Source organism: Pseudomonas shahriarae, from assembly GCF_014268455.2.
GTDB classification, from domain to species: Bacteria; Pseudomonadota; Gammaproteobacteria; order Pseudomonadales; family Pseudomonadaceae; genus Aquipseudomonas; species Aquipseudomonas shahriarae.
Map to the genome: position 1 here is coordinate 4,084,657 of NZ_CP077085.1, position 19,545 is coordinate 4,104,201.

Sequence of the window (19,545 nt, forward strand, 5' to 3'; positions counted from 1 at the left end):
CCCCATAAAACGGGGCAAAGCCACATCAATAATTTAGTTGCCGCGGTAAGTCGAGAACCCATAGGGGCTGAGCAGCAGCGGAATATGGTAGTGAGGCACGCTACCGTCTGCTTCGAAAATCACAGGTACTTCCGGGAAGAATGTTGCCGACTGATGCTCTTTGAACCAGTCACCCGTTTTGAACGTTACGCGATAGGTCCCTTTCTCGAGCACCTTGTTTTCCGGATAAAGCGCAGTAATACGGCCCTGTTCATTGGTAATGCCGGTGTTCAGTTTGCTCCAGTCTTGGCCGTTCTGTTTTTCAAGTGTCACATTCACGCCAGGTGATGGCAGGCCGTCTTGTAGGTTCAGCACATGGACGCTCAGAGGGTTACCAGCCGCAAAAACAGCGGAGGAAAGTGCGCTCAACACGGCACCGGCCAAAAGGGTTTTCAATGTATTCATGATGAGTCTCCTATTTATTTATGGGTGGGTATAACTTGTGCGATAGCTTTGAGGGCACAGCCTTCATCGATCTGCGCACCGCCGGCCCCGGCAACGCCGATGGCACCGATGACTTGATCGCCCACCTTCAGCGGTACTCCACCGCCTAACAGCAACAACTCATCGAGTGTGTTTAGGTTTTCAGCTTCGGGGTTACTGCGTGCACGCTCTGATAACAGGCCTGTAGCGGTCTTTGTTGATAGGGCGGTAAAGGCCTTGCGCTGCGCTGCCAGTGTGTTGTGTGGCCCGACATTGTCATCGCGCTGTACGGCTACCAGATTGCCTCCGCGGTCTACGACTGCTGCTACCCCGGTACGGCCGTCTGCATGGCAGGCTGCCAATGTGGCGTCTAGCAATTGGTTGGCCACGGCAAGGGTGACATCCGCACGCTGGGCAATCGGTGAGGTATCTGCCCATGCGGCACTTGAACCTATCGCCAGGGATAGGAGTGAGGTGGTGCAGCTTCTTGCGATTTGCATAAATCCTCCCGTTCAAAGCTCGGTTGAGCCATTGGCGGCCATCATGCATAAGCGTTGCGCTCAGACTGATTGCGTGAGGATTACCAATTTGTAATGGGACGAAGCTGTTTATTGGCCTAGGCTATGCACCTGCGCTGGAGGACTAGATGCGTATCCTGGTTGTTGAAGATGAAGCGAAGACAGCTGACTACCTGCACAAGGGGCTGAGTGAGTCCGGCTATCTTGTGGAGGTCGCCCTGAATGGATTAGACGGTCAGCACTTGGTGCAGGAGTGCGAGTTTGATCTGATCATCCTCGATGTCATGTTGCCCGGCTTGGACGGCTGGCAATTGCTGCAGATCATCCGACGAAAGTGGCAGACGCCTGTGCTATTTCTGACGGCGCGCGATGCTATCGAAGATCGGGTCAAAGGGCTTGAGCTGGGGGCGGATGACTACCTAGTGAAGCCTTTCTCTTACGCGGAACTGCTGGCTCGTGTACGTACGCTGCTTCGCCGCGGTCCGGCGAGAGAAGTAGAGCAGTTTCAGATTGCCGACCTGCATGTCGATTTGCTCAAGCGCAAGGTCACTCGCGATGGCGAGCGTTTGCCCCTTACCAACAAAGAGTTCGCGTTGCTGCATTTGTTGCTCAGCCGCGAAGGTGAGGTTCTGTCACGTACGCTGATTGCTTCGCATGTCTGGCAGATGAATTTCGATAGCGATACCAACGTCGTAGACGTTGCTATTCGACGTTTGCGTGCGAAGGTTGATGATCCTTATCCGATCAAGCTGATTCACACCGTACGCGGAATGGGCTACATGATGGATGCTCAACCATGAGCCTATGGCCACGTAAACTCAGCCTTCGCCTGGCCTTGATGTTTGCCTTGATCAGCGTGGTGCTCTTAGGTGCTGTAGGGTTCTATCTGTATCACTCTCTGCAACGCGAAATAGCCTGGCGTGATGATCAGGCCCTGCTCGGTCGGCTGCAGCATATGCAGGCACTGATCGGCGACAGTAAGAGTGTAGATTCGCTGCGCACGCGCCCGCAGCTGTACGAAAACATGCTGGGCAACCGCGACAACATGCTTTGGATTGTCGACAGCAATGGGCAGTTGCTAATCGAAATCAACCCGCTCGCTGTGCCATTGCCGAGTCTGCCGAAATCGTCCGCGCCAAAGCTTGCCGATAGTCCTGATGATCCAGCTTTGCGTTTTGCCTGGGTCGATATCTCGAGTCCAGAGCGTCGCCTTACCCTAATTGCGGGTAAGTACCTCGGTGAGCGTGAGCAGATGCTCAGTGCCTATCGTTGGGAAGTGCTGACAGCAGTGACGGTTGGTGCGTTGCTGGCGTTTCTGCTCGGCTGGCTGGTTAGTCAGCGCGGCCTCAAGCCGGTACGTCAACTGGCGACACGCGCAGCGACCATCGATGTGCAGCACCTGCATGTGCGCTTGGAAGCGTTCAATGATCTCAGCGAGCTAAGTGCCCTGAGCCATGCGCTCAATCAGATGCTTAGCCGCCTGGAGCAAGGCTTCGCTCAGCTGTCACGCTTCTCCGAAGACCTTGCCCACGAGATGCGTACGCCATTGAGCAACCTGATGGGGCAGACCCAGCAGACGCTTGGTCGTACTCGCTCGATTGAGGAATACCAGAATCTGTTGGTGTCCAATCAAGAAGAATACGAGCGCCTGGCGCGGATGATTGACAGCATGCTTTTCCTCGCGCGTACCGAGCAGCCAAAGTCGTCCATCAGCCGCGAACGCATCGACCTGCAGGAGCTTGCCGGACAGCTCTGCGAATATTTCGAAGGGATGGGGGAAGAGCGCGGTATTGAGTTGATAAATCAGGCCAGTGGCACGTTGTACGCTGACGCGCAGTTGCTACGCAGGGCACTGGCCAATTTGATTGCAAACGCACTGCGTTATGCCGCTCCTGGTACGCCGGTGACTATCAGCACCATGAGCGCTGGGAATGGGCTCGAAATCAGCGTACACAACCAAGGTGATGCGATTGCAGGCGAACACCTACCGCATTTATTCGAGCGGTTTTACCGGTGTGATCCTTCTCGCAATCAGCCCGATGATTCGGGCGGGCTTGGATTGGCCATCGTTCGATCGATTATGCAGGCCCACAGTGGAAAAGTGGGTGTAACCAGCAGCAATTTAGGCACGGCGTTTTTGCTCACTTTTCCGAACGAAACGTCTCTACTATGAGCGAAGCTATTAGTGTGGTTGTGGTCAGTTGTTGTTGATCAGCGCTATGTGAGTCGCCGCGAGATTGTGTAGGTCCTAGATGACCGCTTCTGGCCAACTTCTGCCTGTCGTAGCGGGCAGCAATCGGCCAGAAGCTTCCTGTCACGAAGGACCTATCCAAAGCGTAAGCGGCTGGCTATCCCACCTTGCGTAATCACACGATGTAATCGCCCGCAGTCCGCTGGGTATGTCGAAGGGCGTAGCATATGTTCTGGATTGGATCGTATGGCCAATGAGTGGTTTAGGAGTTGTTCCCTTTGAAATTCGATTTAACTGAACAAGGCACAAAATATGCGTGCGCGGCAGACCCTGGCCTCGGCTATATTCCAAACGATCTGATAGCGGCTATCCAGGATGTGTACACGCCGGCGGGAATGCAATTGACGGATCTGGCTATACGCGAGGCTGAGAGTGCCGAGTATGGTGCCTCCCGCTTTGGCCTCGACGGACACACCATTGTCTTCCGTGTGGCTAAAACAACGCCGACGAAGATTGGACAGTTCGTCACAATATGGAAGCGCCCGACGTCAGGCAGCATCATTGCACCTCTCGATATCGATGATGGCGTAGCCTTTGTTGTGGTGAGTGTGTTCGATGCAACGCATCGCGGACAGTTTGTTTTCGACCAGAAAATACTGGCATCAAAGGGCATCATGGCGATTAACGGTAAAGGTGGTAAGCGCGCTATCCGCGTTTATCCACCTTGGGTCAAACCAGTCGCCAAAGAGGCCGTTAGGACACAGCAATGGCAACTACGTTACTTTCTTCCTCTTGAACAAAGCGGTAACGCCGATTCCGTGCAGGTGCGTCGGCTCTTTGAAGTTTAAGATCCTTATTCGTCATTCTTGAGCGTTCTGGGTAATGGCAGCTAAAGCACTGTGATCGAGCCGCCCGCGGCTATCCGCTGCCAAGGCAAGCCCAGTATCAAGGCCTGAAGTTGTTCCTTGTCGAGTTCGACGTCCGATCCGTGCCGGATACCTGGCCAGTGAAACTTGTCTTGGTTCAATCGTCGCACCGAACACCGCGATAACTCTAGCCAACGCGGTCTCGGTACCGGCACGCATGTCCATCGGCTCGGTGGCGATCCAGATGGAATCGATGCGGATCATTGAGCGAGTCCACGGATGAATCGTGGTGCTGTACTGCCTGTGTTTTGGGGACTACGGGCTTAGATGTTCCAACCCATCACCGATAACGCGTTGAGTTTACGCCTGACCGGCGGCAAACGACGCTAACCTGCCCTTCACGAAGGGCTGCAGCACCTTCAGTTAGGGTGTGAATATTTACCAGGAGGGCTGGTCCTGTGAGTCCTCGTCTCCGGACTTTACTACTTTCTGAATCGACCACGGGTCTTTGCGCACGCGTTCGGGAGGCGGTGAGCCCCCCGAAAATGTTCCCCCCGAACGCCTACTCAATGCCTATAGAGGCCTGACTGACACCTGTATAATTACATTCTTTGATCCTTCATCACCATTTACGCATGGCGTTGTAGGAGGTGTGTTTATATGAATTTTATTAGGTTATTGCTTTAATTTTTTGACTTGCGTGCAATTGTCGGCGCGATGTTAATGGTGTTTAAAACATGATAATATGGCCCGCAATTATTTGAGCTGTTCCATTTTTAATTTATAGCAGGGCGAATAATGCTTTTTATTGTAATGTTAGGCGGAAAACATCCTAGAGCGAAAATTGAAGTCCATGATATAGCCTTCGTATTAGCTGATAGCTTAGAGGGTGCATATCCTCAGCTTAGACAGAGTTGGTTTGGATCTCCTGTAGGCCTTCATATTGATGCGTGGATGGCAGTTGATGGAGTTGCAGGCTGGAAATTAGAACTAAGTGAATTAGCTCCCCGCCCTGGATCAATGCGTTTGTATTTTATCAATTTAGGCGGATATGAAGTTAAATCCTTTGGCGAAGCGCATCACTATTCTCTGATAGTTGCGAAAGATAAGCGGGAGGCGATGAGCCTCGGTAAACGCGAGATTTTAAAGCACTGGGTCCAGGCCCATACTGATGGTGTGCTGGATGTGGACGACTGTTTGCCGATTGATGCGATAGAAGGACGATACGTTCATTTGGTTGAGGGACCACACGACGGCATCATTCAGCGCAATGACTACATTGTTTTGTCGTAACGTTTGATTAGCTCAACACGTCATCTGCTGAATCGCCCGAATTTCCTACGTAATGAGCGGCCACTTTTGGCCGTTTTCTGCCTGTGACGACCGATTGAATTCGACCATAAGCGGACATGTCAGAAAAATTGTGGTCGGTGATGCCATCTATCTCCATCTCGTGACAGCGCCAGAAAACGATTGGCCTTTGTCTGGATGTCTACCTCAAAAGCGGACGACCAAATCGGTTCTGGTTTCGCCCAGCTTGCCTCCTCCGCAAGTGCAAGCTGGCTCACTTCTCTGCCTCTTGGATACGCCTGGTATGTCAAGTCGGCTAAAGGCCACGCCCCGATGCGCATTGATTCGGCTCACGTTTAGGTTTGAACTATCCGCAATGTCCGGATAGCCACCTATAGCTGGAATTCTGAATACGCTAAGCTAAAAGGCATCCAATGCTCTACACAGCCCTGCCTTCTCAACAGGCTCGTTTTCAGGTTTTCCAGCTGGGTTTAAGCGCTGCAACGCGACCAGGCACTGGCCACCGTCCAGCAGGATCAGTTCGTAATCTTGCCCGGCCTTGGGGGTGAAGTGAAAGCTCTGCCTGCAGCTATAGGAATTGCCGCCAGAAACATAGCCCTCACTCTGGAAGTTCATGGCAAAAGGCTTGTTCGCCGGCACCTTCAGTTCGCTACGCGCCGAGCCTTGCGCCTCCACCCGGCGGTTGCTCTCGGGCATGCCCAGGCTGCGGCCATTATTCTGACCCGCAAAGCCGGATTCGGACACGGCCATCACCCCGGCGCCAGGCACACGCCAGTCGGTGCAGTCACGGCCCGGCACACCGCGCGCCACGCCATTGGTGATCACGCGCAAGCGTGCGGTATCCCCTGCTGTGGGTTCAACATAGGGCGTGTTGTAAGCACGGATATTGGAAATATTGCCGCAGCCACTCACGGCCACGGCCAGGCCGGCTATCAGAAACGCTCTCATGGAAGTCCTTTTTTGAGGCTTAACGGCAGTGATAAGGGCTTTCGCTGCTCAGTTCCTCGCCGGTCCGGGCATCGCGAATGATGACCGTCGCCCCCGGCGCATTGAGGCAGAACGCATTGCGTATGGGGTAAATGTTATGGCCCTCGGCGGTGAACGTGCCGAGCTTGGTTAACGGGGCGCCGGAGGCGTCCTGAGCCGTCACGGTGTACTCACCCGACATGGTCAGACAGCCGCTCAGTAACAGCAGCAAGGTGGCGCAGATTGCATATTTCACAGGTGATGTCCCTATCGTGTTGAGTGACGAACCCTCAAAAAGAGGGCGGTTTTTTTGTGGTTTCATTGCGCCGACTCACAGGCCTTCAACGGTTCTTGGGTGCGCAACGCACAGACGTCAAAACCATCACGCCGGGTGTAGCCCGAGCGCTTCATACACACAAAGCGCTGCGCCCGCTCCTGGAAGCTGGCATTGGGATCGATGCCGGAGCCATTCTTCTCACCGCAAGCCAACATGGAGGTCAAGACATCCTTGCTGCTCGCGCCGGGTTTCTCCCATAAGTCCGCATCAGCCGCCGGGGGCTGAAAGGGCTCGCTGAAACAGGCGGTGACGAGGGTAGCAAGCAGCAGCGCCAATGCCATAGGTTTAAGCCACATGATCAATCTCCTTATTTTCTCGGGCTGACAGGCACCAGCACCGGCTTGCCTTGCGGCCAATATCTTGCGCAGGCTTGCGCACCACTGCCATAACAGCTGTGCATGGTCGTATCACCGGTGAAGACATTGCCCAACTCCTTGAGCAAGCTGCTGCCCTCAGGTATTACGCCGCCAGTACCCGGGTTATTGCCCATGAAGAACCACCTGCCCACCGGGTCGTTGTTATGAACTTCGTATTTAAGAACCATCTTCGCCTGTTCGACTGGGTCGGTGACGGCCGAACGGTTTTGCAAAAAGGCCAACTGTTCATCGGCGGTGTAAACATTGAACGCGCCACCGAAGTTATACACCGTAGTCTTGCTGAGTAACCCGGCAGCATCAGGCATGTTGTAAATGGATTGTCGGGAGTTGCCACCGGTCATAGTGCCGCGACTGTGTTCAGTCAGGTGCAAGCCAGTGGCGCCATAGTCGAGCTGCAACTGGCGCGAGGCCGCGGTGTAGTTGGTCAAGCCGAAAAAGTCGTTATCCATCGCCTTCTGATACCCGGCAATCAACAGCTCCGACAGGGTATTGTCCGCCTTGGGAAACCACATGAAATACTGTGGCCCGGTCGCGCCAGGGTCGCGATGCTGAGCCGCGTATTTAGCCGCGGCTTTGTCGTCGTTGAAAATGCCATTGAGGGCTACGTTGACTACGTTGTTTTCATCCGCCTGCAGATGTTGCCTTTCTGCATCACCCACTACACGGAACAACGGCTTTTGGTCCGCGCCTTCCTTCACATTGCCCTGTTCATCCAGCTCCAGCGCCAACATCTGTGGCGGCGTTTTGAACATGGTGCGATACGCCTTATCGGTAAACTGCACCCCTTGGCGATAGGCCTCATTCTTGATCGACTGCTCCGCCTCGGCGGTACGCTGCAGTTTGTCCAGGTCCTGACGCTCGGCGCCAACATGGGAGTGGGCGGTGTCACGGTTAAGGCTGGCCACGGTTTGACTGGCATCACGGCCGGTCAATTGCTGCTGGCGGTAGGCATCGGTAATGAGGATATTGCCGGCACTCACCACGCTCAGCGTGTTGCCCTCGGAAGAGTCCGAAGCCTTCCCTGCATCCAGGTAGTTGCTGAACAAGGCCTTGCTGGCGCCGTACATGCCCTGGCCGACAAAGTCGCTGCTGAGGGTGAGCCCACTGCTGTCGGCGCTGGCCTTGGCGCTGTTGTGCAGGTCAGCGGTGGTCAATGAGCCGGTACTCAAGCTGTTCTTGCCATCGGCAATCGCCTTGTCGTTGCTGGCGATCACGCCGCCCACCAAGTGGGTGTTGCCCTTGACCCGGATATCAAAACCACCGTCCCCGGCCCGAATGCCGCTCTGCTCAGTGACACTTTCAAAGTTGGATTTCTGAATGCCTTTGTTCTGACTCAACGTGAAGCTCGATGAGCCGATGCAGAATGGCGGCACGCAAATACTCACGCCCACGCCCAGGCTAGTCTGTTTGGCCTTGTAGGTACTGGTGTCCTGCAGGCTTTCGACACTGAAATCACCGCCCACATCGGCCGTGACTTGCTTGCCACTCACCACTGCGCCCTTGAGTCGGGTATCGCCACCGGAATCGAGCGAGACCTTATTACCGGCGTCCACATGGGTATTGCTCCAGACCACATCATCGCCATCGGCCTTGCCGCGGTTTTGGGACGCCCCTGCGTTAAAACTGATGCCAGTGGTTTGGCCGCCGATGGCAATGCCAATCCCAAGGCTGGCGTTGCTGCCCTTTTCGGTCGTGCGCTGTTGCACCGTGTTTTGCGCGGCCAGCAAGGCAATAGCGCCGTCGGCCTTGAGGTTAACGTCATGGCCGGCGGTGATCTGGCTGCCTTGTACGGTCAGGTTACTGTTCTTGCCGGCGCCGGCCGCGGTAATGTTGACATCACCACCGGCCAACACCGACGAGCTGGCGGCCGAATTGGAGGTCTGCTCGGTTTTACTTTCCTTCTTGCTGGTGCCGGCCGAAATGCTGATATTAATGCCGCCGGCCATGGACCGGTCCTTGTCATACTGGATATAGCCGTTGCCCGCCCCCATCAGGGTGTTGACCAGCGCCAGTGTTTTGAGCCGGCCATCATCGGTGCGGTCGGACGCGGTTTTCATGCGCTGGGCGGTCTGCACGGCTTCGATCACCGGGTTGGTTACGGTAATCGTGAGGCCGCCTTGCTTGAACTTGGTCTCCTGGGTGATGTGTTGCTGGTCACGGGCCTCAAGGATATCGACCAACCGCGCGGCAATGTTCACATCGCCCTTGGGCGCCGTCACTTGGCTGCCGACCTGGCGGTAGGCATTGCCGGCCAGGATACTCACGTTGCCATCGGTGGCGCCGATGGTGCTGGCCGCCGCCGTTTCACTGGCGGTACGGTTTTTGTCGCTGCGCTGCTGGCTGCCGATGGTCACCGCGATGGCGCCACCGCTGAACAGCCCGCTTTGCTTGACCTCCTTGAAGTGCTGTTCGCTGAGCTGGTCGGTGGCGGCCACCACATTCACATCGTGCCCGGCTACCAGGGTGGTGCCACTGGTGGAGACCACGTTACTGCCGCGCACATTCAAGTCATTGTCGGCCTTGACCCACGCGGTCTCGCCACTGAGGGTGGTGGCCTGGGCGCGGGTTTCACTCACGGTGTCGCGGGTTGAAGTGGTCTTGCTGGAGAACAAGCTGTTACTGCCGGTGACCTTATGGGCCTCGTCGACAAAGTTGTAGCTCTGGCTGGTGCTTAAATTGACGTCGCGGCCTGTCGAAACGGTGACCCCGCCCTGCTCGCTGACGACCTTGGCACCTCGGGCATTGAGGTCATTGTCCGCGATCAGGCGTACCTCGCCCTCACCCTGGATAACACTGCCGACATCGGTGCGGCTCGCGTCCTTGCGCCAGTTGCTGGCGTTCCATTGCACGCTTTGTTCACGGCTCTGGGTCACCGTGCCCAGGTTGATATCGTGGCCAGCAACCACCGTGGTCTTGCCGTCCTTGCCGGAACTGACGATCTGCGCCGCACTCAGGTTGATATCGCGCGCCGCGTTCACCACCAGTTCACCCTTGGCATCGGAGACAAACAACCCGGCAACCCGCGAAATACCCGTGGCGGTGCCCTGGGCACTTTCGGTGTTGCGCGTGGTGGACACCATGTTGATATCGCGACCGGCAACCGTATTCAAGCGCGTGGAGGCATCGATCAACCCGCCGAGGTTGTTCAAGTCGGTGCGGGCTTTTACCTCCACCTCGCCACCGGTCAGGCGCCCGCCCAGGTTCTGCAGGTTGTCGGCGGAAATCGCCAGCACGCTGCGCCCGGCGATCGTGCCGCGGTTAACCAGGTCGCCTTGTAGCTTGAGGTCGACCACGTTGCCCGCCATTAGTGCACCGGAGCCATCCAGGTCGCCGTCGCGCACCCGCACATACACCTGCGGCACCAACGCCTGCGTCACGCTGCCGTCGGCAAGGGTTACGTCCTTCTTCACCAGCCAGACGATGTCGCTGGTCAACTGGGCCATTTGCTCAGGGCTGAGCGCCACACCCGGCACCAGCTTCCACTTGCCGGCGTAGGTCAGCGCACTGTCGAGCAACGCGCGGTACTGGGTCTCATCATTGGCGTAGCCGTCGAGGAAGCGTCTGCCGGTGAGTTGGGCAATCTGTTCGCGGATCAGTTTTTGCTCATAGAAACCATCGCCTAGCCGCGTAAGGGTCAGGCCCGGATCCAGTTGCAGCCGATCCAGCATGTAGTTGGAAGACAGCCAGGAACGATAACTGGTGAAACGCGGGTCGCTCTCCACCAGATAGTTCGGGTTGGCCTGGGGATTGAGGTGGAACAGGCTGTTGTCCGGCACCTGCACATTAAGCCCGCCGGTACGGATTGACTCACCTACGCCTCCCGCCGCCGTCGCTTGCAGCGCCGCCACTTCCAGCACCGGGCCAGGCGCTCGGCCATTGCCCACATTGACCTTGGCCGCACTGGCACCGCCGGCAGCCTGATCGACGCTACTGGTCAGGCGAGTGCCGAGTTGCAGGCCACTGCCGGTATGGGCGGTGTTTTGCAGGTACTGGGTTGGCCGCAGGAAAATATCCGTGACGCTGGCGGCCGGGTTGTAGGCGGCTGTCGAACGGCCCTGACGGTCACGGCCCTTGCGATGGATGCGATACAAATGGCTGAACGTGCCACTGTCCGTCACCGTCTGCTGCCCGGTGACTTCGGTGTTGTTGAGCTGTCCGATAGTGCCCACCAACGTGCCGCCGGCGATGATCCGGCTCTTGTCGTTCAACACCGAATTGGCGGTCAGCAGCATTGAGCCGCCGGAAAGGATTTCACCCGGGTCCGAGGTGAGGATCTGGGTCTGGGTAGTGGTACGAGCGTAGTCGTAGCGGTTGTAGTTATCGGCCACGCCCTCGGGGCTGACCAAGTGGCTGACTTCGTCGTTGTAGAGTGAGATCTGATCCGGGCGATAGCGATTGGCAGAGCCGGTGTGCTGGAACTCCTGGACGCCTTCGCGGCTGACCTCAACCACTTGGGTGCTGAAGTGTTCGTTGGTATTGCGCAACTCGGCACTGTTAAGGCTCAGCCCGCCGAGTGCTTCGATACTTGCGCTGGCGTTATGCACCAGCCCGGCCTGGCCGGTGGCCTGACCCTGGGCATCCAGCGCGCCGCCGATCAACAAGTCACCGGCACTGAAAAGCATGGCGTGCTCACGGTTGACCAGCGTCCCGACGCCAATGTCCAGGCGTTCGCGCGCGGCGATCACGACCGCTCGGGCATCTTCCACATCATTGGTCAGTTGCCCCGCCGCAATGGATACGTGATCACCATAAATACGGCCGCTGCCAACCAGTTACAAGCATCACGGCGAAGGCCGCGTGCAGTAACGGGGCAAGCGCAAGATTCGCTACCGGTGCCTGGAGGAGAGTAGAGAACAGAATGCCAATGTTCAGCTGTTTGTATTGAACAACCTGACGCTAGGCCCAGCGGCTTTTGTAAAAGGCAAAGGGGTAAACACGTCTGAAAGGCAGGGTTGATCGGTGAGTCAGCAGAATGAGAGCAGAAATCGCCTCATGAAACGCCCAAACGAGTTGTCGCCAGGCCCTCCCGCACCACCTCTATGCATTTATTTTGTGAATAACGCGGCATTCCCCACGTTTTACGTAAAAAGTCCTGCCACTGATGTAACAAACAGTTTAATGATGGCTCAACTGTGCAAAATCCCTGAGTTCACCGTTTGGCTAATGGGTATGGATTGTGCGTATTTCTACGTTAAGGATGTCGAGTGCCGAATCAGCCCTCAACCCAACGCCAGTATTGTATCCAGAGCCTGGGCGTCGCCCTGCTCTGCCTGTGCGCGCTGCCGGCCGCCGCCGCCGATGGGCCGCAAGCGGGCCAGGAAGCGCTGCGCTTGCAGCAGCAACAGCAGCGCGACTTGCAGCAATTACACCTGGAGCAGCGCCAACGGCAACTGCAACGCGGTAGTTTCGGTACGCAAGCGGCCACGCCGGCCTTGCCAACAGACATCGCCAAAGATGACCGCTGCTGGCCGCTAAGTGGCACGCGCCTGGCCGGAATCACCCTGTTCAGCAAGGCTGAGCTGAACAAACGCATCGAACCCTACGTGGCGCCGTGCATGGGCGTCACCCAGATCAACCGCCTGCTGGCCGAGATCACCCAGCTGTATGTGCAAGCCGGCTATATCGCCAGCCGCCCGTACCTGATCAGCCCGCCGGCGGCCGGGCAGTCGCTGGATATTCACGTCGAAGAGGGCTACCTCGAAGCCATCGAACTGGCCGACCAGAGCCTGCCGGTGTCGTTAGGCGGCGCGTTCCCCGGGATGCTCGGCAAGCCGCTGAACCTGCGCGATTTGGAACAAGGCCTGGACCAGCTCAACCGCCTGCGTTCGGTGGACCTCACCGCCGACATCGCCCCTGGCAATGAAGCTGGCGCCTCGCGCATCATCCTGCGCTCGCGCAGCACGGCGTCACGCTGGGGGCTGGGGCTTGGAGTGGATAACCTCGGCAGTGCCGGCACGGGGCGTGATCGCAATGCCATCAACCTGAGCCTGGACAGCCCGCTCAAGCTCAACGATTCGCTCAACCTGAGCTTCAGCGACACGCTCAACCACGGGCCGCGCTACAGCCGCAGCAACAGCCTGTTCTATTCCATCCCTTACGGGTACTGGACCTACAGCCTGTTCGCCAGCCACACCGAATACCGCTCGCCGTTCAAGCTCAGCCGCGCCACGTTTTACAACAGCGGCCGTACCGACCAGGTCAGTTTGCGCACCGACCGCGTGCTGTGGCGCGACCAGGGCCATCAACTCAGCGCCAACCTGCAACTGGCCTACAAGGACGTCGACAGCTACCTGCAAAAGGTTCGCTTAGGCATCCAGAGCCCGACGCTGACAGTGGCCGAGGCTGGCCTGAATCTGTTCTGGCTCAACAGCGCAGTGTGGAACCTCGACGTCAATTACGCCCAAGGCCTGACATGGTTCGGCGCCGACCGTGATGCCGACCAAACGCAAAAAAACCTGCCCCAGGCGCAATTCCATAAGTACCGCGCCAACCTCACCCAATGGCGCAACGGCCAATGGCTGGGGCAACCGTGGCAGTGGCAGAGCCAGCTCTCGGCGCAATACAGCCCGGATGCGTTGCCTGCCATCGAACAACTGCTGGGCACCGACGATTCGGCGGTGCGTGGCTACCGCGAAAACATCGCGTCCGGGGCCATCGGCGCAGTATGGCGCAACACCTTGCGCCTGCCGCTCACCAGCGACCTGCCGGTAAAAATCACCCCGCGCCTGGGCCTGGACAACGGCTGGATCAAGCGCGAACACGGCGCTCAAAGCCTGCGCCTGAGCGGTGCCAGTGCCGGGCTCAACCTCAGCTGGAAAAACGTGCAACTGGACCTCGATTACCAACGCAACCTCAACACGCCCGCAGGGTTTGGCCAGGAGCCGGAGGTCTGGCTGACGCGCCTTAGCGTACAGATTTGAGCAACACCTGTTTAGCCTGAGTTAACCGCCGTACCTGACCACCACAGCAGCGTTGCAACGAACAACGCACGTCGCGGATCAGCCAACACAAAGCGAATTTATTTATGCCGACTGACACCCATACATTTCACCTTTCACCCCAGGGCAAACTGCGCTGGGCCATCGCCAGCCTGTTCCTGCTGCCGCAGCTGGTCCTGGCCGGTGGCTTAACCGTCGTCGAAGGGCCTGGCGGTACGCCGCAGCTGCAAAACCAGAGCGGCGTGCCCATCGTCAACATCGTCGCGCCGAATGCCGGCGGCCTGTCCCATAACCAGTTCCTGGACTACAACGTCGACCGCCAGGGCGTGGTGTTGAACAACGCCTTGCAGGCTGGTCAATCGCAACTCGCCGGGCAACTGGCGGCCAATCCGCAGTTCCAGGGCCAGGCGGCGAGCGTGATCCTCAACGAAGTGGTGAGCCGCAACGCCTCGGCCATCAACGGCGCTCAGGAGATTTTTGGCCGGGCTGCCGATTATGTGCTGGCCAACCCCAATGGCATTTCCGTCAACGGCGGCAGTTTCATCAACACCCCAAATGCCAACCTGGTAGTGGGCCGCCCTGAGCTCAACGACGGCAAGCTGCAAGGCTTGAACACTCGCGATGCAAGCGGCCACCTGACGGTGCAGGGCCAGGGCCTGCAAAACGGCGCGGGGTCGATCAACCTGATCGCGCCGCGTATCGACAGCGATGGGCGCCTCAGTGCGCGTGACCAATTGAACCTCAAGGTCGGCCGCAATCAAGTCGACTACGCCAGCGGCCAGGTGCGCCAGGTCGACCCGGCGAGCAAAACCCAGGACCAGCGTATCGACGCCCGCCTGTTCGGGGCAATGCAGGCCGGCCGTATCAACATCATCAGCACCGCCGAAGGTGCCGGGGTGCGCGTGGGCGCGGTGCAAGTCGAGGGCCGTGATGGGGTGAAGGTCAGCTCGGCCGGCGACCTCGATATCAGCGGCCAGGTCCACGCCAACAGCCTCGACGCCACCCGCGCCGGTGTGCAGAGCCGCCAGGGCGATGTCGACTTGCACAGCGCCAAAGAATTGAGCCTCGCCGCCACCGACGTCGGCGGACGCAACGTCAAGCTCGACGCCGGCCGCAACCTCACCCTCAGCAGCCTGGAAAGCCAAAAACTTCAGGAAAAACGTGAGCAGTGGAACAACAGCAACTTCCTGTTTACCTACGAAACCTATGACCGCACCACCACCGACAAGGACTCGCGTCAGCACGGCAACAACGTCGTCGCACAACAAAATGCCACGCTGTCGTCCGGCGCCAACACCGAGATCAAGGCCAGCAAGGTCGAAGCAGGCGACGCATTGCGCGTCAACAGCGGCGCCGACCTGCAACTGAGCGCCGCCACCGAGACCCACGAAACCCGCGACCAGGGCAACCACCGCAAGCACCTGTGGAAAGCCAACTGGGACAAGTCCAGCAGCGAACAGCGCAGCGTCACCAGCAGTCTCAAGGCCGGCAAAGCCCTGGAGCTGACCAGCCAGCAAAAACTGCAACTGCAAGGCGCCGAACTGAAATCTGCGGGCGATATTCAATTGGCCGCTCGGCAAGTCGACATCACCAGCGCCAGCCGTATCCAGAGCAGCAGCGACAACGCTTACTCCGGCGACCTGACTGGCGGCAGTTTCTTCGGCAAGAACGGCGATGGCGATAAGGGCAAGACCCTGAACACCGGCAGCAAGGTCAATGCCGATGGCAAGCTGATCGTCAAGGCGGACGACGTGCGCATCAGCGGCAGCCAGGCGCGTGGTGGCCAACAGGCCAGCGTCATCAGCGACAAAGGCTCTCTGGTGATCGACGGCGTGCAAGACACCTCCCACGACAATAGCTACAGCAACGACAGCAAGTTCTTTGGTATCTCCAAGGATGAAAGCCGCAAGAACCTCAAAGACAGCACCGTCGTCGCCAGCAACCTGCGCTCGGACAGCAACCTCAAACTGCAAAGCGCCAAGGACATCAGCGTCAGCGGCTCCAAGGTCGCTGCGGCAGGCGAACTGCAAGCGAATGCCAAGGGTGACATCAAAGTCGCGTCGGCTGAAAACACCTCTCACACCACTACCAGCACTCACACGCGGGGTTTCGATAGCTACGCCAAGGAAACCGCCGACGGCACGCATCAGTACCGCGCGGGTGTGAACTATGCAGACCAGCAGCACGCCAGCAAGACCGACACCACCCAGCAGCAAGCTTCCAGCCTCAGCGGCGGCAGCCTGGCCGTCACGGCCGGTGGCGACGTGAGCATCAAGGGTTCCGAGCTGAAGGCGACCCAGGGCGATGCGACCGTGAGCGGCAAAAACGTCGAGCTGTTGGCGACCGATGACAGCACCCGTAGCCAAACCGACACCACCACCACCGCTGGCGGCGTGTATTACACCGGCGGCCTGGACCGAGCCGGCAATGGTGCGCAGTTCAGCCACCAGACCAGCACTGACACCAGCCACAAAACCACCGCGCAAACCAGCAGCGTGGCGTCGGCCGGCACGCTGACGATCAACGCCGGCAATACCCTGACCAGCCAGGGCGCGCAGGTGAAGGCCGGTTCTGAGTTGCAGGTCAACGCGGCGCAGGTCGATAACCAGGCGGCGCATAACACCGAGACCGGCACCCACAAAGAGAACGGTTGGACCGCCGACGTCGGCGCCAATGTTGAATACAAAGGCATCACCCGGCCGATCGAAAAAGCCGTCGACGGCGTGGCCCAGGCCAAATTCCATCAGCCCGGCCTGCTGGATGCCTTCGAGCAACCGAATGTCGGGCTCGATGTGGAAGTCGGCCATACCAACAAGACCCGCACACAGCAGGACAGTACCGCCGTGGTCAGCCAGTTCAGCGGTAGCACGGTGCAGGTCAATGTCGCCAACACCGTGAAAGATGAAGGCACCCAGTACCGCGCCAGTGAGGGCGGGCTGAAGATCAACGCCGGCGAGCACCTCGCCACGGCGGCCGCCAACACCCACACCAGCAGCGAGCAAGGCGTTGACGCCAAAGTGGGCGTGCGCGTCTACACCACCACCGGTGAAGACTTGAACGTGCGCGGCAATGGCGCAGGCGGCAGCAGCGATGTGCGCGAATCCAGCAGCACGGCGGTGGTCGGCAGCTACGCCGGAGCCCAGGGTGTGAACATCGAGACCCAAAGCGACGCGCGTTATGAAGGCAGCCAATTCAACGGCGGCCAGGCGGGCGTCAACCTCAAAACCGGTGGCGAATTGGCGCTGAACCAGGCCAACGATACCCAGAGCAACACCAGTAACAGCCTGCGCGGCAGCGGTTCTATGACCGTGGGCACGGCCCCGGGCAGCAACGGTACGAACGCCAGCCTCGGTGCCGGCGTGCAACTGGACGACAAGCGCCTGAACACCCAGGACAGCCAGGCACGTGTCGCGACGCTGCAGGGCAACGGCCCGATCCAGCTCAGCAGCGGTGGCGACATGACGCTGCAGGGTACTCAGGTCGGCAGCAGCACCGCGAAGACCGGTGACATCAGCCTCAACGCTGGCGGCAAGCTGAATCTGCAAGCGGCCACCGCTACGCACGTGAGCAGCGGCAGCAACCTGGGCGGCGGCCTGACGGTCGGTGCCGGCAAGACCAGCAGCGCTGAAAGCAGCGGCACCACCGGCAGCCTGAGCGCCAACTTCAACATCGGCAAAGTCGCCGAAAACGACCAAGGCGTTAGCGGCGGGCAGTTGCACAGCAACGGCAAAGTGAGCCTCACCAGCGGCGCCAACGCGGCGGATGCGATCCACCTGCAAGGCACTCAGGTGGTGGCTGACAGCGTCAATCTGGATGCGCAAAACGGCGGCATCCTGCAAGAGTCGGCGCAATCGACCCAGGCGCATAACAGCTGGGGCGTGACCCTGGGCGCAGGCGGCAGCGGCGGCAAAACCACCCTGGCCGACGCCGGTGAACATGACACCCCCAAGACCCAGCACGGCATCAATGCGCGGGCCAAGGTCGACGTGGATCACCTGCAAGGCACCACCCAGCACGACAGCCTGATCAAGGCGAATAAGGTGGTGATCAACAGTGCCGGTGACACCCATCTGGCCGGCGCGCGAATTGAGGCCGATCAGGTCAGTGGCAATGTCGGCGGCGACCTCGTCGTCGAGAGCCGCAAAGATCAAGTCAGCAGCACCCAAGTCAACGTCGACGCCAAGCTTGATGTCGAGAAAAACCAGCCCGGCGTGGTCAACAAACTGGCCAAGGCCAGCGGCCCGCTCAAGGACAAGGTGCAAGCCAAGGCCGAGGGCGCGTTTGACAAGCACCGCGAAAAGCTCGAGAACGCCGTGGACAAGGGCACCGAGCACCTGGCCTCGGCCAAGGACAGCGTGGTCAACAGCGTTGGCAACGCCAAGGAACGCCTGGGCGAAAAACTCACCCGCAGCGGTAGCTACGACGTGAACCCCGAGCCCCGCGGCGCCTTCGGTACGAGCGTGGACAAAGCCAAGGCTTACCTGGCGGACAAGAAGGATGCCGTGGGCACTCGCCTGTCCGACCTCAAGGAAAAGGCCTGGCCAAAAACCACTGACAGCTACGCCGTCAACGGCAAAAACACCACCGGCAGTTCGGTGGCCAATACCACCGAAAACGTGCTGTTCGGCGACAAGAGCGGCAACACGTCCTACACCCCGACGTTGAACCTGGACGTCAGCCATGTGGTGAAAGACAGCGTCACTCAAGCGTCGGGCATCCGCACGCAAGGCGTCAACCTGCAGGTGAGTGGCGAAACCCACCTGACTGGCGCCCGGATCAGCGCGGACCAGGGCAAGGTCGACCTGGGTGGTTCCAAGGTCACGGCAACGACGTTGGCCGGCAGCGATTACCGAGCGGATGTCGGGCTGAACCTGTCGAAGTCACCGGTCAACCTGGTGCTGGGCGCCAAGGACGAATTGACCCAGAAACAGGACGACGCCATACGTAAGGATCAAGCCTTCAACCTTGGACCGCTGAGGGTCGGCGGGCACAGTGATAGCCAGGCGTTACAGGCCGGGATCGATCAGCAAACCCATTAACTAGCAATCCACTCGTGGAAGCAGGAGGCTATCCTGCTTCCACTACAGATCGCGTAAGCACCAAAATCCGTATGCGTGAATTAGAGTTTTTCTATGTTAACCAACGCTCGCTGAAATCCATCGACTTCCACGAAAAGACTTCAGGCGTAGTCATCTGGTGTTGGGGCGGTAACGGATGGAGGATAAGGTGGGCAGCCTGATCGCCGCTATGCCAATACCCAAGAGCAAGGTGTAATTGCCGAACGCTTACGGAAAAAGCTCTCGGCCACGGCGTTTTCATGACAGTTACCTCGGCGACTCATGCTGGCAACCAAATTGGTTGCCTTCAAAAAGCTGCGCCAATCGGAGCTGCTGCCCCAGTATGCAAGTCGTTTATTTCGCCAGCGGCTGTGGGGTTATCGAATGCGCCAGAGCATGAGCCGCTGGGGAAACTGCCGGGACAATGCGCCGATGGAGCGAGTGTTCCGCAGCTTGAAAACGGAATGGATACCGACGTGGATTACAGATTTATTCAAGAAGCTCAGCGCGACATAAGCAGTC

At 58.6% G+C, this 19,545-nt stretch carries 13 protein-coding genes and 1 pseudogene; 7 read left to right on the forward strand and 7 right to left on the reverse strand.

Annotated elements, in window-relative coordinates:
• Positions 1-33: 33 nt before the first annotated feature.
• Positions 34-444 carry a hydroxyisourate hydrolase gene (gene uraH, locus HU773_RS18035; RefSeq protein ID WP_057441708.1) on the reverse strand — a complete coding sequence of 137 codons (411 nt, stop codon included), beginning with the start codon at positions 442-444 and terminating at the stop codon, positions 34-36.
• Positions 445-458: 14 nt separating this feature from the next.
• Positions 459-962 carry a GlcG/HbpS family heme-binding protein gene (locus HU773_RS18040; RefSeq protein WP_186625989.1) on the reverse strand — a complete coding sequence of 168 codons (504 nt, stop codon included), beginning with the start codon at positions 960-962 and terminating at the stop codon, positions 459-461.
• Positions 963-1,108: 146 nt separating this feature from the next.
• On the opposite strand from HU773_RS18040, the gene HU773_RS18045 reads away from it, so the two are divergent.
• From HU773_RS18045 to HU773_RS18055, 3 genes are all read left to right on the forward strand, one after another.
• The gene (locus HU773_RS18045; RefSeq protein ID WP_186625988.1) at positions 1,109-1,780 is read left to right on the forward strand and encodes a heavy metal response regulator transcription factor; all 672 of its coding nucleotides are present in this window, start codon (positions 1,109-1,111) and stop codon (positions 1,778-1,780) included.
• The gene (locus HU773_RS18050; RefSeq protein WP_120733597.1) at positions 1,777-3,153 is read left to right on the forward strand and encodes a heavy metal sensor histidine kinase; all 1,377 of its coding nucleotides are present in this window, start codon (positions 1,777-1,779) and stop codon (positions 3,151-3,153) included. Before HU773_RS18045 ends, HU773_RS18050 begins: the two co-directional genes overlap by 4 nt.
• Positions 3,154-3,449: 296 nt before the next feature.
• Entirely contained in the window at positions 3,450-4,019 is a 570-nt protein-coding gene (locus HU773_RS18055; protein WP_186625987.1) for a MepB family protein, read from the forward strand.
• A gap of 12 nt (positions 4,020-4,031) precedes the next feature.
• Here HU773_RS18055 and HU773_RS27575 read toward each other — a convergent pair whose 3' ends face one another.
• Positions 4,032-4,301, reverse strand: coding sequence for a hypothetical protein (locus HU773_RS27575; RefSeq protein WP_258571524.1), 270 nt, complete (start codon positions 4,299-4,301; stop codon positions 4,032-4,034).
• A 534-nt stretch (positions 4,302-4,835) separates the two neighbouring features.
• Here HU773_RS27575 and HU773_RS18065 point away from each other — a divergent pair.
• The gene (locus HU773_RS18065; protein WP_057960144.1) at positions 4,836-5,330 is read left to right on the forward strand and encodes a DUF1543 domain-containing protein; all 495 of its coding nucleotides are present in this window, start codon (positions 4,836-4,838) and stop codon (positions 5,328-5,330) included.
• Positions 5,331-5,747: 417 nt separating this feature from the next.
• Here HU773_RS18065 and HU773_RS18070 read toward each other — a convergent pair whose 3' ends face one another.
• From HU773_RS18070 to HU773_RS18085, 4 genes are all read right to left on the reverse strand, one after another.
• On the reverse strand, positions 5,748-6,296 hold the full coding sequence (locus HU773_RS18070; RefSeq protein WP_186625985.1) for a hypothetical protein: 549 nt from the start codon (positions 6,294-6,296) through the stop codon (positions 5,748-5,750).
• Between the two features lie 19 nt (positions 6,297-6,315).
• Positions 6,316-6,570, reverse strand: a complete 255-nt coding sequence (locus HU773_RS18075; RefSeq protein ID WP_015371087.1) for a hypothetical protein — start codon at positions 6,568-6,570, stop codon at positions 6,316-6,318.
• A 62-nt stretch (positions 6,571-6,632) separates the two neighbouring features.
• Positions 6,633-6,947 (reverse strand): hypothetical protein, encoded by a 315-nt coding sequence (locus tag HU773_RS18080; protein WP_046068324.1) that lies wholly within the window; start codon positions 6,945-6,947, stop codon positions 6,633-6,635.
• An 11-nt stretch (positions 6,948-6,958) separates the two neighbouring features.
• Positions 6,959-11,734, reverse strand: coding sequence for a hemagglutinin repeat-containing protein (locus HU773_RS18085; RefSeq protein ID WP_225923800.1), 4,776 nt, complete (start codon positions 11,732-11,734; stop codon positions 6,959-6,961).
• 498 nt (positions 11,735-12,232) lie between these two features.
• Here HU773_RS18085 and HU773_RS18090 point away from each other — a divergent pair, with 498 nt between their 5' ends.
• From HU773_RS18090 to HU773_RS18100, 3 genes and pseudogenes are all read left to right on the forward strand, one after another.
• Complete coding sequence (locus HU773_RS18090) at positions 12,233-13,948, forward strand: ShlB/FhaC/HecB family hemolysin secretion/activation protein (protein ID WP_186625984.1); 1,716 nt, start codon at positions 12,233-12,235, stop codon at positions 13,946-13,948.
• A 104-nt stretch (positions 13,949-14,052) separates the two neighbouring features.
• Positions 14,053-19,005 (forward strand): hemagglutinin repeat-containing protein, encoded by a 4,953-nt coding sequence (locus HU773_RS18095; protein WP_186625983.1) that lies wholly within the window; start codon positions 14,053-14,055, stop codon positions 19,003-19,005.
• Positions 19,006-19,362: 357 nt separating this feature from the next.
• Positions 19,363-19,541: pseudogene (locus HU773_RS18100) on the forward strand (IS3 family transposase); the annotation flags it as partial.
• Positions 19,542-19,545 lie beyond the last annotated feature (4 nt).

Excerpts from the sequence above, each read along its gene's own strand:
- uraH (WP_057441708.1), bottom strand. The coding sequence starts at position 444 with ATGAATACATTGAAAACCCTTTTGGCCGGTGCCGTGTTGAGCGCACTT.
- HU773_RS18070 (WP_186625985.1), bottom strand. The coding sequence starts at position 6,296 with ATGAGAGCGTTTCTGATAGCCGGCCTGGCCGTGGCCGTGAGTGGCTGC.
- HU773_RS18065 (WP_057960144.1), top strand. The coding sequence starts at position 4,836 with ATGCTTTTTATTGTAATGTTAGGCGGAAAACATCCTAGAGCGAAAATT.
- HU773_RS18080 (WP_046068324.1), bottom strand. The coding sequence starts at position 6,947 with ATGTGGCTTAAACCTATGGCATTGGCGCTGCTGCTTGCTACCCTCGTC.
- HU773_RS27575 (WP_258571524.1), bottom strand. The coding sequence starts at position 4,301 with ATGATCCGCATCGATTCCATCTGGATCGCCACCGAGCCGATGGACATG.
- HU773_RS18095 (WP_186625983.1), top strand. The coding sequence starts at position 14,053 with ATGCCGACTGACACCCATACATTTCACCTTTCACCCCAGGGCAAACTG.
- HU773_RS18040 (WP_186625989.1), bottom strand. The coding sequence starts at position 962 with ATGCAAATCGCAAGAAGCTGCACCACCTCACTCCTATCCCTGGCGATA.
- HU773_RS18045 (WP_186625988.1), top strand. The coding sequence starts at position 1,109 with ATGCGTATCCTGGTTGTTGAAGATGAAGCGAAGACAGCTGACTACCTG.
- HU773_RS18050 (WP_120733597.1), top strand. The coding sequence starts at position 1,777 with ATGAGCCTATGGCCACGTAAACTCAGCCTTCGCCTGGCCTTGATGTTT.